Origin of the sequence: Streptomyces pristinaespiralis, from assembly GCF_001278075.1 — a bacterium.
Classification (GTDB): domain Bacteria; phylum Actinomycetota; class Actinomycetes; order Streptomycetales; family Streptomycetaceae; genus Streptomyces; species Streptomyces pristinaespiralis.
The window spans coordinates 4,577,123-4,590,826 of sequence record NZ_CP011340.1 but is presented as its reverse complement, the minus strand read 5'-3'; the positions used below and the strand labels follow the sequence as shown (position 1 = coordinate 4,590,826).

Here is a 13,704-nt window from a genome sequence, read left to right as displayed (position 1 = left end):
TCGCCGGGAGTGAGTTCGACCTGATGGTCGCACCTGCTGTACAGTCTCTCTCGCAGCCAAGGGAGCAAGCACCGGCTGCGAAACCTGGTCCTGTGGAGCAGTTTGGAGTGCTCGCCACCCTGTCAAGGTGGAGGCCGCGGGTTCAAATCCCGTCAGGACCGCGCGATATGACGAAGGCCCGCATCGAATGATGCGGGCCTTCGTCATGCCCGGGCGTCTTGACGGCGTCACCTGCCACCGGTACCCAGTCACTAGGGGACGGCACACACCCGGAGGTGACGTGCATGGCGGCGTCCACAGCAAGGCGGTACGAGACCCGCGCGCTGCTGCGGGCCCATCTGTCGGCCGCGTCCGGCTACCGGCACCTCACAAGGTCCTGTCCCATCTGCCATCGCCTCCTGCGGCTCGCCATGGAACGCCCCGACGGGGAGCCGTCGGGCACCGCGCAGGCGCCACCACCGGCCGCCCGGCCCCCAAAAGAAGCGACGGCCCGCCCGCCGGCCGACGACAAAGGTCCCACCAAGGAGTGACCAACAGCCGCTCCGGCGCGCCCGGTTCCGTGACAGGCTGGAGTTTGGCAAGAGTCGTGCGGTGTGACGGGAGTCACCGAACGGGTTTTCAGAACCCCTCCTTTTAACCCCTCCCTACAACCGTCCGATTTAATATGTGCCATTGCACTCCCCCCAAGGCGGTTCCGCGCAGGCCGGCACGCGACCCTCCGGCGCCCTCCGAAGGCACAAAAAAAATCGCGCTGGACCCGGCGGAGTCCAGCGCGATCGATGACGAGGGTCTCTGTTGGGGCAGAGCACCGTCACATGGAGCTAGGGGTGGGTTCTCCGAGGTGGGGGCCCCGGAAATACCCGGTCGTACAGGGGTGTTCAGGCCTCGCTGCGCTGCTGCGGAATACCCGCAAGCAGTGCGCGGACCTCTGCCTCGCGGTACCGGCGATGTCCTCCGAGCGTGCGGATGGACGTGAGCTTGCCTGCCTTGGCCCAGCGGGTAACCGTCTTCGGGTCCACGCGGAACATGGTGGCAACCTCAGCCGGGGTCAGCAGCGGCTCGGCATCAGGGGTGCGAGCGGTCATGAGCGGCCTCCTCGGGAGAACCGAACCATCTCGGTTCTTTCCTCTAAATTCTGCACCTTGACCCGCGTTGCCCGAAATGGCAGACGCGGGCCGAGTCGGTTATAGGACGAACGGCTTGTCCTCGGCACTACAACTACACCATCTGTCCAGCGACGTCGGCCAAACCGATGGAATTGCCCTCTCAGGTGTCCATCAGCGGCCGAAGCCCGATGGACCATGCCATAACGGACAGTCACGTCACAGTAACGATCAGTCACAGAGCGATCAGGAGTCGCCAGACCCCCCATAGCGTGCAATGCTGAGCATTCCGCCCTTACTTGGACGGAAGGAACCCTCCCCGGACTCCTTGTCCTATTTTGACACGAGGGTAGGTGATGGGCGCAAGAGCACGGTTAGTGCCGTCCGTCACGCTTGAGGGGCAAGTGCCCGGATCGGGACCTACGTCCTGTACGCAGCGCGCCCCCGACAACGAAGTCGGCCTTCAGTTGGCGAACTGACGATCCCTGACGGCCCGCCAGCGCTCGGTCAGCCGCCCGTACGCCCGCGCCGCTCCGTCCCCGTCGCCGGCCCGCAGCGCCGCGATCCCCTCCGCCACATCGGCCGCAGACCGGTCCTGCGCCAGCTCTCCGCCCGGCAGCGCGTGTACGAGGCCCCCGTAGTCGAGCTCCACCAGCGAACGCGGGTGGAACTCCTCGAGCCAGCGGCCGACGTCCAGCAGCCCGTCGGTCAGCGGGCCCTCGTCGATCGTCTCCCGCAGCGTCCGCAGCGCCCGTGCGACCCGTCTGCGTGCCTGGACCATCGGCGTCCGGTACCGCAGCACGGGCGCGGCCGGGCCGGCCGCCTCGTACTCACGCTCCTCGTCGGCGAAGAGGGTGAACCAGCCGACGGGTACATGCCAGACCGCCGTCCTGATCCACGGCCGGGCGTCCGGGTTGCGCGCCCGCCACTGTTCGAAGTCCGCCGCCGCCTGGTCCCGCACGACCCGCGGGAGCACCGCGTCCAGCAGCGGCGCCGGCAACTGCCCGGGAAGCTCCTCCAGGGCCAGCCAGCCGCGCAGCCGGGTGCGCCAGGGGCAGACACAGACCACCCCGTCGACGTCCGCCACGAACGCGTCGGCACTCTCGTGCACCGGCACGGGAACGGGTGGCGTCGGCAGCAAGTCGGCCAGCGAGCGGCGCAGTTCGTCCTGCGCCGTCGGCGTGGCCTCCCTGCGGGCGTAGCGGGCCCAGTGGTCGCGTTCCGGCTCGGGGAAGGCCGCCAGCGGCTCGTAGATCCGCAGATAGGACGCATAGGGCACAAGAACCGAGGACAGCGCTGGCATGCCGGGAATCCTTCCACGCCGGTACTCCGCGAGAGGGTGATCCTCGGCACTGCGTCGGATCTACGCACGCGTAGGACTTACCCTCTTGCCCAACCGGTCCCTCCCCCGTGTCCGCCCTGCCAAAAGCGACGGGTGGATGCTTAAGGAGGGGCTGTCTCCGCCGCTTCGTACTTGGGAGTCACCACCGTGACCGATGTGACCGGCGCCAATGCCGACGTACTGCACACCCTGTTCCGATCGGAGCAGGGGGGCCACGAGCAAGTCGTGCTGTGCCAGGACCGCGCCAGTGGCCTGAAGGCCGTCATCGCCATCCACTCCACCGCCCTGGGCCCCGCCCTCGGCGGCACCCGCTTCTACCCGTACGCGTCCGAGGAAGAGGCCGTCGCCGACGCGCTGAACCTCTCCCGCGGCATGTCCTACAAGAACGCCATGGCCGGTCTCGACCACGGTGGCGGCAAGGCTGTGATCATCGGCGACCCCGAGCAGATCAAGTCCGAGGAGCTGCTGCTCGCCTACGGCCGGTTCGTCGACTCCCTCGGCGGCCGTTACGTGACCGCGTGCGACGTGGGCACCTACGTCGTCGACATGGACGTCGTCGCACGCGAGAGCCGCTGGGTCACCGGACGCTCCCCCGAGAACGGCGGCGCGGGCGACTCCTCCGTGCTGACCGCCTACGGCGTCTTCCAGGGCATGCGCGCCTCGGCCCGGCACATGTGGGGCGAGCCGACGCTGCGCGGCCGCAAGGTCGGCGTCGCGGGCGTCGGCAAGGTGGGCCACCACCTGGTCGACCACCTGGTCTCCGACGGGGCCGAGGTCGTGATCACGGACGTCCGCGAGGAGTCGGTGCGCCGGATCCTCGACCGGCACCCCAAGGTGACCGCGGTCGCCGACACGGCCACCCTGATCCGCACCGAGGGCCTGGACGTCTACGCCCCCTGTGCGCTCGGCGGCGCCCTGAACGACGCGACCGTCCCGGTCCTGACGGCGAAGGTCGTCTGCGGCGCGGCCAACAACCAGCTCGCGCACCCGGGTGTGGAGAAGGACCTCGCGGACCGCGGCATCCTCTACGCGCCCGACTACGTGGTGAACGCCGGCGGTGTCATCCAGGTCGCCGACGAACTGCACGGCTTCGACTTCGACCGCTGCAAGGCGAAGGCGTCCAAGATCTTCGACACCACGCTGGCAATATTCGCACGTGCGAAGGAAGACGGTATTCCGCCGGCCGCGGCGGCCGACCGGATCGCCGAGCACCGCATGGCGGAGGCGCGCGGTCGCTGACCGTGTCCGACCGGCCCACCGGCCTCGGGGGAGACAAGACTCACCCCGGTCGGCGGGTCGACCGCCGGGAAGAGGTTAAAATCGCAGTTGACCAGCGAGTTCTGGGTACCTCGCTGGTCCTGTGAAGTGGCACGTGATGCGGGCGGCGTACCGTATGGCCGCGGAAGCAGGTACCGTTGAAGCCCTACGGACCGGTCTCTCCACGGAGAGCCCGTTCCGACTCATGAACGCGTGTCAAGACTCTGGGGCCGTCGAGCCCCGTCACCGAGGGGGTCGAGCCATGGGGCGCGGCCGGGCCAAGGCCAAGCAGACAAAGGTCGCCCGCCAGCTGAAGTACAACAGCGGCGGGACTGACCTGTCGCGTCTGGCCAACGAGCTGGGCGCTTCGACTTCGAGTCAGCCTCCGAACGGCGAGCCGTTCGAGGACGACGACGAGGAAGACGACCCGTACGCACAGTACGCGGATCTGTACAACGACGACGAGGACGAGGACGACGAGTCCGGTCCGTCGTCGCAACAGCGCCGCGGCGCTTGACGCTGCACCGACACTGACCCGGTCCAGGGGCGACCCCGGACCGGGTTCTGTCTGTCGGCTCTCGCCGACAGCACGACCACGGCTGCTACGCGTACGTCCCGGTCAGCTCCGCACCCGTGTGCCGGTCGCTGTCCCGCTCGACGACGGTCCCTGCCACCCACGAGTCGACCCCGCGGTCGGCGAGTGTGGTCAGCGCCACATCGACGGACTCCTGCGGCACGACGGCCATCATGCCGACGCCCATGTTGAGGGTCTTCTCCAGCTCGAGCTGCTCGACCTGGCCGGCCTTGCCGACGAGGTCGAACACTGCACCGGGGGTCCAGGTCGAACGGTCGACGACCGCGTGCAGCGAGTCGGGGAAGACCCGCGCCAGGTTGTTGGCCAGACCGCCGCCGGTGATGTGGCTGAACGCGTGCACCTCGGTGGTCCGGGTGAGCGCCAGGCAGTCCAGCGAGTAGATCTTGGTGGGCTCGAGCAGTTCCTCGCCCAGCGTCCGGCCGAGCTCCTCGACCTGCTGGTCCAGCGACATCTTCGCCCGGTCGAACAGCACGTGCCGGACCAGCGAGTACCCGTTGGAGTGAAGCCCGGACGACGCCATCGCGATGACCGCGTCCCCCTTACGGATGCGTTCCGGGCCGAGCAGCCGGTCCGCCTCGACCACACCGGTACCGGCGCCCGCGACGTCGAAGTCGTCGGGGCCGAGCAGGCCCGGGTGCTCCGCGGTCTCGCCGCCGACCAGGGCGGTACCGGCGAGCACGCAGCCCTCCGCGATGCCCTTGACGATCCCCGCCACCCGCTCGGGGTGGACCTTGCCGACGCAGATGTAGTCGGTCATGAACAGCGGCTCCGCGCCGCAGACCACGATGTCGTCCATGACCATGGCCACCAGGTCGTGGCCGATCGTGTCGTAGACACCCATCTGGCGGGCGATGTCGACCTTGGTGCCGACGCCGTCGGTGGCGGAGGCAAGAAGCGGACGCTCGTAGCGCTTGAGGGCGGAGGCGTCGAAGAGGCCGGCGAAACCGCCGAGGCCGCCGAGGCCCGCGACCTCGGGGCGCTGCGTCTTCTTCACCCACTCCTTCATCAGCTCCACCGCGCGGTCGCCCGCCTCGATGTCGACGCCCGCCGCCGCGTAGCTGGCACCGGTGCCCGCGTGCGGAGCACGCTCGGAAGATTCAGCAGACATGCTGGAGAACTTTCGTGTCGTACTGCAGGGGGATCACGGACGACGGAGCGCGTCGGCGGCGTCGGAGCCGCCCGCCAGCTCGGTCTCCAGAAGCTGCTTGCCGAGCAGCTCGGGGTCGGGCAGCTCCATCGGGTACTCGCCGTCGAAGCAGGCACGGCACAGGTTCGGCTTGGCGATCGTGGTCGCCTCGATCATGCCGTCGATGGAGATGTACGACAGGGAGTCGGCCCCGAGCGAGGTGCCGATCTCATCGATCGTCATGCCGTTGGCGATGAGCTCCGCGCGGGTCGCGAAGTCGATCCCGAAGAAGCAGGGCCACTTCACCGGCGGGGACGAGATCCGGATGTGGACCTCGGCCGCTCCCGCCTCGCGGAGCATCTTGACCAGGGCACGCTGGGTGTTGCCGCGGACGATCGAGTCGTCCACGACGACCAGCCGCTTGCCCCGGATGACTTCCTTGAGCGGGTTCAGCTTGAGGCGGATACCCAGCTGGCGGATGGTCTGCGAGGGCTGGATGAAGGTGCGGCCGACATAGGCGTTCTTCACCAGGCCGGAGCCGTACGGGATGCCGCTGGCCTCTGCGTAGCCGATGGCCGCGGGCGTGCCGGACTCCGGCGTCGCTATGACCAGGTCGGCCTCGACCGGGGCTTCCTTGGCCAGTTTCCTGCCCATCTCCACACGGGAGAGGTAGACGTTCCGGCCGGCGATGTCCGTGTCCGGGCGGGCCAGATAGACGTACTCGAAGACACAGCCCTTGGGCTTCGCTTCTGCGAAGCGCGAACTGCGGAGGCCGTTCTCGTCGATGGCGATGAGCTCTCCGAGCTCGATCTCCCGGACGAAGCTGGCGCCACAGATGTCGAGGGCGGCGGTCTCGGACGCGACGACCCAGCCGCGCTCGAGGCGGCCGAGGACCAGCGGGCGGATGCCCTGCGGGTCGCGGGCCGCGTAGAGGGTGCCCTCGTCCATGAAGACGAGCGAGAAGGCGCCCCGGACCTCGGGGAGGACCTTGGCGGCCGCCTCCTCGATGGTCAGCGGCTTGCCGTCGTCGTCGACCTGGCCGGCGAGCAGCGCGGTGATCAGATCGGTGTCGTTGGTCGCGGCGACCTGGGTGGCCCGGCCGTTCTCCTTGGGGAGTTCGGCGACCATCTCCGCGAGCTGGGCGGTGTTGACCAGGTTTCCGTTGTGGCCGAGCGCGATCGAGCCGTGGGCGGTGGCCCGGAAGGTCGGCTGCGCGTTCTCCCACACCGAGGCGCCCGTGGTCGAGTAGCGGGCGTGACCGACCGCGATATGACCCGTGAGGGAGCCGAGGGAGGTTTCGTCGAAGACCTGGGAAACCAGGCCCATGTCCTTGAAGACGAGGATCTGGGAGCCGTTGCTCACCGCGATTCCCGCGGATTCCTGGCCTCGATGTTGGAGGGCGTAGAGCCCGAAGTAAGTGAGCTTCGCGACCTCTTCTCCCGGAGCCCAGACACCGAAGACGCCGCAAGCGTCCTGGGGGCCCTTCTCACCGGGGAGCAGGTCGTGGTTGAGTCGTCCGTCACCACGTGGCACGCCACCGAGTGTAGGCGAGATCGACCACTGGTCCGAATTGGGGACACCGCGCAACCGGGTTTCCAGGGGCGCAAACGGCGCATCAAGGGCCCGTTCCCATGGGCCCGCCGACGTGCGCGCGACCTCCCCGGACACCCCGGAATCGTCCAGTGGGACGTCCACGATCCGGGACGGACGTCCTCGCACCCCGTTCCGGCCAGGGATTCGGCCTCCGGCCGATGGGCATCGGCGTGATCACCCTGTGTCAACGCGCGCCCTGCCCGGTCGGTCGCGGCCGTCGGCGGCGGCGTGTGCTAGTTCACACGGTCACTTCTCGCGGGCGGTGTCGGAGGCGACCGCCGCGAAGCCCTCGCCGTCCGGGGCGGTGAGCGTCAGCGACCGGTGCCCGAGCTCGTACTTCACCGTCCCCTCGAGGACCTTGACCAGCCGGCGCTCCACGTCCATCACCGGGCCTTCGCACAGCTTCCGGGTCGAGGCCAGGCGGCCGAAGGTGATCGAGTCGTCCGAGATCTTCGCCGTGCTGGTGAAGCGGTTGCAGCCGAGGTTGCCGCTGACGGACCCGTCCTTGGCGAAGGTCAGATGCGCCTTGTTCTCCGTGCCGGCCGGCAGGGATGCCGCCGTCTCTCCGGAGACCAGGCTGTTCACGGACCACTTGGTGCCCACCAGCGGGGAGGAGGGCTCCGAGGTGAGCGCGATGGAGTCGCCCTTCTCCGTGGTCAGGGTCAGCCTGCCGTCGCTGAGCTTCGCCTTGAGCTTCCCGGAGAAGGCGGCGCGCAGGGTGTCCTCGAAGCCCTGGATCTTCTCCTCGCACGCCATCTCGGTCATCTCTCCGGGCCCCACCGTGATGGTGTCGCCCTCGATCTTCACGTCGGCGCCGAAGTGGTTGCAGCCGTAGTTGCCCTGGGCCCGCCCCTTGTCGGTGATCTCGACATGGGCGTCGGCGGGGGCCTCGGTCCTGCGGCCGCCGACCGTGACGCTGTCGACGGACCAGTGGACACCGGTCACGGGAACATCGGGCTGCACGGTTCCTCCTCCGTCGCCGCGGTCACCGGAGCCGGCGCCCGACTCCGTGCCGCAGGCGGCGAGCGCGAGGACGGCCAGTGCGGTCACAGAAATGCTCAGCTGATTGCGCATACCCGTGGGACGGAGCGGCCGTGGTGTCGGTTCCGCCCGTTCCCCCGTCCGGCCGCACGGCCCGGGCCGCCCGGCCCGTCCCCCGGTCCCTCAGCCGCCGGTCCGGCCGGGCCGTCGGCGCAGGACCGGTCAGCCCAGGATCGGCAGCAGCGCCCCGAGATCGGCGCGCTCGCCGCTCGCGCCGACCTTCGCCGAGTCGAGCGCGTCGCGCCAGGCGGTGCGGCCGGTGGCCAGGCGGATCCAGGTCAGCGGATCGGTCTCGACGACGTTGGGCGGCGTGCCGCGGGTGTGCCGCGGTCCTTCGACGCACTGCACCACGGCGAACGGCGGGACACGCACCTCCGTCGACGCACCCGGCGCCTTCACCGCCAGGGCGTCCGCGAGCAGCCGTGTGCAGGCGGCGAGCGCCCGGCGGTCGTACGGGATGCCCAGTCCGGTGGCGTCGTTCAGGTCGTCGGTGTGGACGATCAGCTCGACCGTGCGGGTGACCAGGAAGTCCCCGAGCCGCATCCCGCCGAAGCGCATGGGCACGAGCCGCTCCGCGGAAGCGGTCGGCAGCAGTTCCTCGAGGCCGGCGGCCGTGCGGTCGAACAGTTCGGTGACCGCACCGCCTTCCGCGAACGCCCTGGTGTCCTCGTCGACCTGTCCGGCCGCCGTCACCGTCGCGAAGGGCCAGTCCAGCAGCGCCAGGTCCTGCTTGTCCGGCTCCGGCAGCCGCAGATAGCCGGTGACGAGCCCGGCCACCATGGCGACGTGGGCCGCGAGTTCCCGCACGGTCCAGTCCCCGAGCCGCGTCGGCAGGGCGAACTGCTCGTCGGTGAGGCCGCCCACGGCCTGCCTGACGTGCCCGAACTGGGCGAGCACGGCGGCGCGGGTGGTGGCGGGATCGTAGCTGCGGAGACGCTTCCTGGCCGGTGGCATGAGCCGACCCTACGGGGTGGGGCGGCCGCCCGGCACCGTGTTGTCCGGGGCGGTGAACGTCTCCCCGTTCCCTGGGACTTCGAGGCCGCGCCAGCGGAACGGGACGCCCGCCGCGGTGTCCGCGTCCGGGCCGTCCATCAGCTGGAAGTGGAGGTGCGGTTCGGAGGAGTTGCCGGAGTTGCCGCATTGGGCGATCTGCTGCCCTGCCCGGACCCGGTCGCCGGGCCGGACCGCGAGGGAGCCGCGCCGCAGATGCGCATACACGGCGAACACTCCGTCGCCGAGGTCCAGGACGACATGGTTGCCGAAGATCCTACGGACTCCGCCGATGTCCCGGAGCGACGCCTCGACGATCAACAGGTAGAGCACCGCGAGGAGCGAATTGCGGCTCAGATGGTCGCGCTGACGGTCCTCCGCGTGGACGACGGTGGCGTCGGCGACGGCGAACAGCGGCTCCCCGAAAGCCGGAAAGTCCCTGTTCCGGCGGACGACGGGCCACAGGACCTTGAACCCCGGCCGGGCGCCCTGAGCCGGCTCGGCGACGAGGTCGATGGCGTACGTCTGCCCGTATCCGTGGGTGCCGTGGCTCGGCGTGCGGTCGGCCGGGCTGTTCAGCGCGGACCAGCGGCCGCGCACCGGTACGCCGACCTCGACGGCCTCGCGCGGGTTGTCACGCTGCATCCGCCGGGAGCGGACGGAAGCGCCCACGAGTATCGCGAGGGGGAGCAGCGCGGGTGACCAGACCCAGAACCGGTCGAACGGAAGGCCGGCGAACAGGTCGAGGAGGACGAGCGCGAAGAACGCCACCCATCCTGCCCGGTAGACGATCACGGTCGCCTTGCGTACGGACACGGTCGTTCCCCCTTGGTGCGGCACGGTCCTGCGGTGTCACGGGAACGCGGCGGTCAGCACCACGAGCAGCGGGACCACCCGGGCCCCGGGCACCTCGTAGCGACCGCGCCCCGTCGTGTGGAGCCAGCCGGCGCCGGTCAGTTGGCGCAGGTGGTGGTAGATCTGGCCGGTGGTGCCGAGCCCTTCGAGCTCGGCCAGCTCGGCGGCGGTACGGCGGCCGCCGAGGATCTCGCGCAGCAGACGCAGCCGGACGGCGTTGCCGAGGGCGGCCAGCGACTCGGCGGTCCGTCCCCGGTCGGCACCGTCCTCGTCGAGAAGCCCCGGGGTGAGCGCCCCGTACTGCCACTCGTACCGCTCCTGGGTGGGCAGGCGGACGGCTCCGGTGAACAGCACACCGCCGTCCGCCGCCGCTTCGCCGGCGTCCGCGAGTTGCTGTTTCAGCCCCTCCAGCGCCCAGAAGTCGCCGTCACCCGGGCTGCTCGCCGCGGGCCGGTTGCCTTCCAGGGCCGCCAGCCGCCGCTCGAGCGCGGCGACCCGCTCTTCCAGATCCATGAGTCGAGATTACGCAACTACGTAATCTCGTGCAAGGCCCGCACGAAGAAGCCCCCGCCCGGTCGGAACCGGACGGGGGCCATCGACCACAGGTCAGACGAGCAGACCCGGGATGGTCGTCTCGTGCGCCGTGCGCAGCTCGCTCAGCGGGATGCTGAACTCGCCCTGCACCTCGACGGCGTCTCCGTCCACCACACCGATACGGGTCACGGGCAGACCGCGGGCGCCGCACATGTCGTTGAAGCGGAGCTCCTCGCTGCGCGGGACGGCGACGACCGCACGGCCGGCCGACTCGCTCAGCAGGAAGGTGAACGCGTCCAGACCGTCTGGGACGACGAGCCGCGCGCCCTTGCCGCCGCGCAGGCACGACTCCGTGACCGCCTGGATCAGGCCGCCGTCGGACAGGTCGTGCGCCGCGTCGATCATGCCGTCGCGCGAGGCCGAGATCAGGATCTCGCCCAGCAGCTTCTCCCGGTCGAGGTCGACCTTCGGCGGCATTCCACCGAGGTGGTCGTGGACGACCTGGGACCAGGCCGAGCCGCCGAACTCCTCGCGGGTGTCACCGAGCAGGTAGAGCAGCTGCCCCTCCTCGGCGAAGGCGATCGGCGTCCGGCGGTTCACGTCGTCGATCACACCGAGCACCGCGACGACCGGCGTCGGGTGGATCGCCGTCTCGCCCGTCTGGTTGTAGAGCGAGACGTTGCCGCCGGTCACCGGCGTGCCCAGCTGCAGACAGCCGTCCGCGAGACCACGCGTGGCCTCGGCGAACTGCCACATGACGTCCGGGTCCTCGGGGGAGCCGAAGTTCAGGCAGTCGGAGATCGCGAGCGGCTTCGCACCGGAGGCGGCGACGTTGCGGTACGCCTCCGCCAGCGCGAGCTGCGCACCCGTGTACGGGTCGAGCTTCGCGTACCGGCCGTTGCCGTCGGTCGCCATGGCCACGCCCAGGTTCGACTCCTCGTCGATCCGGACCATGCCCGCGTCCTCCGGCTGGGCCAGCACGGTGTTGCCCTGCACGAAGCGGTCGTACTGGTCGGTGATCCACGCCTTGGAGGCCTGGTTCGGGGAGGCGACCAGCTTGAGGACCTGCTCACGCAGCTCCTCCGAGTTCGCCGGGCGGGCCAGCTTGTTCGCGTCGTCCGCCTGGAGCGCGTCCTGCCAGGAGGGGCGGGCGTACGGGCGCTGGTAGACCGGGCCCTCGTGGGCGACGGTCCGCGGCGGCACGTCGACGATCTGCTCGCCGTGCCAGAAGATCTCCAGGCGCTCGCCCTCCGTCACCTCACCGATGACGGTGGCGATGACGTCCCACTTCTCGCAGATCTCCAGGAAGCGGTCGACCTTGTCCGGCTCGACGATCGCGCACATGCGCTCCTGCGACTCGCTCATGAGGATCTCCTCCGGCGAGAGCGTCGCGTCGCGCAGCGGCACGGTGTCCAGCTCGACCCGCATACCGCCGGAGCCGGCGCTCGCCAGCTCGGAGGTGGCGCAGGACAGTCCGGCGCCGCCGAGGTCCTGGATGCCCGCGACGAGCTTCTCCTTGAAGATCTCAAGGGTGCACTCGATGAGGAGCTTCTCCTGGAACGGGTCGCCGACCTGGACCGCGGGCCGCTTGGCGGGACCCGTCGACTCGAAGGTCTCCGACGCGAGCACCGAGACACCGCCGATGCCGTCGCCGCCGGTGCGGGCACCGTAGAGGATCACCTTGTTGCCGGGGCCGGACGCCTTCGCGAGGTGGATGTCCTCGTGCTTCATCACACCGATGCAGCCGGCGTTGACCAGCGGGTTGCCCTGGTAGCACTCGTCGAAGACGACCTCGCCGCCGATGTTCGGCAGGCCCAGGCAGTTGCCGTAGCCGCCGATGCCCGCGACCACGCCCGGCAGGACGCGCTTGGTGTCGGGGTGATCGGCGGCGCCGAAGCGCAGCGGGTCCACGACGGCGACCGGGCGGGCGCCCATCGCGAGGATGTCGCGGACGATGCCGCCGACGCCGGTGGCCGCGCCCTGGTAGGGCTCGATGTACGACGGGTGGTTGTGCGACTCGACCTTGAAGGTGACGGCGTAGCCCTGGCCGACGTCGACGACGCCGGCGTTCTCACCGATACCGACGAGCATGGCGTCGTTCTCGGGCACCTTCTCGCCGAACTGCTTCAGGTGGACCTTGCTGCTCTTGTACGAGCAGTGCTCCGACCACATGACGCTGTACATCGCGAGCTCGGCACCGGTGGGACGGCGGCCCAGGATCTCGCGGATCCGGGCGTACTCGTCCTCCTTGAGGCCGAGCTCCTTCCACGGCTGGTCGGCGTCCGGGGTCTCGGTGGCGTGCTTGACGGTGTCCAGAGTCATGCTGCGACCAGCTTCTTGAGAACGGAGGTGAAGAATCCGAGCCCGTCGGTACCGCCGGTACCGATCAGCGGCTCCACGGCGTGCTCGGGGTGCGGCATCAGACCGACCACGTTGCCCGCGGCGTTGGTGATGCCGGCGATGTCGCGCAGCGAACCGTTGGGGTTCAGGTCCAGGTAGCGGAAGGCGACACGGCCCTCGGCCTCGAGCTCGTCGAGCACCCGCTCGTCGGCGACGTACCGGCCGTCCATGTTCTTCAGCGGTACGGAGATCTCCTGGCCCGAACCGTAGTCCGCGGTCCAGGCGGTGTCCGCGTTCTCCACCCGCAGCTTCTGGTCGCGGCAGATGAAGTGCAGATGGTTGTTCCGCAGCATCGCGCCCGGCAGGAGATGGGCCTCCGTGAGGATCTGGAAACCGTTGCAGATACCGAGGACCGGCATACCGGCCTTCGCCTGCTCGATGATCGTCTCCATCACCGGCGAGAACCGGGAGATGGCGCCGGCCCGCAGATAGTCGCCGTACGAGAAACCTCCGGCGAGGACGACCGCGTCGACCTGCTTGAGGTCCTTGTCGCGGTGCCAGAGCGGTACCGCCTCGGCGCCGGCGAGCCGTGCGGCACGCAGCGCGTCCTGGTCATCGAGCGTTCCGGGGAAGGTGACGACGCCGATACGAGCGGTCACGACTCCACCTTCACGACGAAGTCCTCGATGACGGTGTTGGCGAGGAACGTTTCAGCCATCTCATGGATGCGGGAGAGGGCGGCGTCGTCGACCGGCCCCTCCACCTCCAGTTCGAAGCGCTTTCCCTGACGGACGTCCGCGATCCCGGCGAATCCCAGTCGCGGCAGTGCACGCTGCACCGCCTGTCCCTGGGGGTCGAGGATCTCGGGCTTGAGCATGACGTCGACTACGACGCGAGCCACGGGCACTCCCGGTGGTGTGTTGCGAGG

Annotated in this window: 14 protein-coding genes and 1 tRNA gene; 4 read left to right on the top strand and 11 right to left on the bottom strand. The window is 69.6% G+C overall.

What is annotated here, in order from left to right; all coding sequences use genetic code 11:
• The first annotated feature begins 86 nt into the window (after nt 1–86).
• Nucleotides 87–161, top strand: a tRNA-Asp gene (locus tag SPRI_RS19490).
• A gap of 123 nt (nt 162–284) precedes the next feature.
• Nucleotides 285–530 (top strand): DUF6274 family protein, encoded by a 246-nt coding sequence (locus tag SPRI_RS37270; protein WP_005315351.1) that lies wholly within the window; start codon nt 285–287, stop codon nt 528–530.
• Nucleotides 531–878: 348 nt separating this feature from the next.
• On the opposite strand, the gene bldC is transcribed toward SPRI_RS37270, so the two are convergent.
• Together bldC and SPRI_RS19480 are read right to left on the bottom strand one after the other, a co-directional pair.
• Nucleotides 879–1,085 carry a developmental transcriptional regulator BldC gene (bldC, locus tag SPRI_RS19485; RefSeq protein ID WP_003949541.1) on the bottom strand — a complete coding sequence of 69 codons (207 nt, stop codon included), beginning with the start codon at nt 1,083–1,085 and terminating at the stop codon, nt 879–881.
• A 481-nt stretch (nt 1,086–1,566) separates the two neighbouring features.
• Nucleotides 1,567–2,406: a hypothetical protein gene (locus SPRI_RS19480; RefSeq protein WP_005315349.1), complete on the bottom strand. Its 840-nt coding sequence runs from the start codon at nt 2,404–2,406 to the stop codon at nt 1,567–1,569.
• A gap of 186 nt (nt 2,407–2,592) precedes the next feature.
• Here SPRI_RS19480 and SPRI_RS19475 point away from each other — a divergent pair, with 186 nt between their 5' ends.
• Both SPRI_RS19475 and SPRI_RS19470 read left to right on the top strand, forming a co-directional pair.
• A complete protein-coding gene (locus SPRI_RS19475; RefSeq protein ID WP_037776588.1) occupies nt 2,593–3,684 on the top strand; it encodes a Leu/Phe/Val dehydrogenase in 1,092 nt (363 codons plus the stop codon).
• A gap of 280 nt (nt 3,685–3,964) precedes the next feature.
• Nucleotides 3,965–4,219, top strand: a complete 255-nt coding sequence (locus SPRI_RS19470) for a DUF3073 domain-containing protein (RefSeq protein WP_005315345.1) — start codon at nt 3,965–3,967, stop codon at nt 4,217–4,219.
• An 85-nt stretch (nt 4,220–4,304) separates the two neighbouring features.
• Here SPRI_RS19470 and purM read toward each other — a convergent pair whose 3' ends face one another.
• The 9 genes from purM to purS all read right to left on the bottom strand — a co-directional run bounded on the left by purM (nt 4,305) and on the right by purS (nt 13,677).
• Entirely contained in the window at nt 4,305–5,405 is a 1,101-nt protein-coding gene (gene purM, locus SPRI_RS19465) for a phosphoribosylformylglycinamidine cyclo-ligase (RefSeq protein ID WP_005315335.1), read from the bottom strand.
• Between the two features lie 33 nt (nt 5,406–5,438).
• Complete coding sequence (gene purF, locus SPRI_RS19460) at nt 5,439–6,956, bottom strand: amidophosphoribosyltransferase (protein ID WP_037774285.1); 1,518 nt, start codon at nt 6,954–6,956, stop codon at nt 5,439–5,441.
• A 306-nt stretch (nt 6,957–7,262) separates the two neighbouring features.
• A complete protein-coding gene (locus SPRI_RS19455; protein WP_005315333.1) occupies nt 7,263–8,090 on the bottom strand; it encodes an META domain-containing protein in 828 nt (275 codons plus the stop codon).
• A gap of 129 nt (nt 8,091–8,219) precedes the next feature.
• The gene (locus SPRI_RS19450; RefSeq protein ID WP_005315332.1) at nt 8,220–9,011 is read right to left on the bottom strand and encodes a maleylpyruvate isomerase family mycothiol-dependent enzyme; all 792 of its coding nucleotides are present in this window, start codon (nt 9,009–9,011) and stop codon (nt 8,220–8,222) included.
• A 9-nt stretch (nt 9,012–9,020) separates the two neighbouring features.
• On the bottom strand, nt 9,021–9,863 hold the full coding sequence (locus SPRI_RS19445; RefSeq protein ID WP_037774283.1) for a M23 family metallopeptidase: 843 nt from the start codon (nt 9,861–9,863) through the stop codon (nt 9,021–9,023).
• A 36-nt stretch (nt 9,864–9,899) separates the two neighbouring features.
• Nucleotides 9,900–10,415: an ArsR/SmtB family transcription factor gene (locus SPRI_RS19440; RefSeq protein WP_037774282.1), complete on the bottom strand. Its 516-nt coding sequence runs from the start codon at nt 10,413–10,415 to the stop codon at nt 9,900–9,902.
• 93 nt (nt 10,416–10,508) lie between these two features.
• On the bottom strand, nt 10,509–12,758 hold the full coding sequence (gene purL, locus SPRI_RS19435; protein ID WP_005315327.1) for a phosphoribosylformylglycinamidine synthase subunit PurL: 2,250 nt from the start codon (nt 12,756–12,758) through the stop codon (nt 10,509–10,511).
• Nucleotides 12,755–13,435 (bottom strand): phosphoribosylformylglycinamidine synthase subunit PurQ, encoded by a 681-nt coding sequence (gene purQ / locus SPRI_RS19430; RefSeq protein ID WP_005315326.1) that lies wholly within the window; start codon nt 13,433–13,435, stop codon nt 12,755–12,757. The genes purL and purQ overlap by 4 nt, the downstream gene beginning before the upstream one ends.
• Nucleotides 13,432–13,677, bottom strand: coding sequence for a phosphoribosylformylglycinamidine synthase subunit PurS (gene purS, locus SPRI_RS19425; RefSeq protein ID WP_005315325.1), 246 nt, complete (start codon nt 13,675–13,677; stop codon nt 13,432–13,434). The genes purQ and purS overlap by 4 nt, the downstream gene beginning before the upstream one ends.
• Between the last annotated feature and the right edge of the window lie 27 nt (nt 13,678–13,704).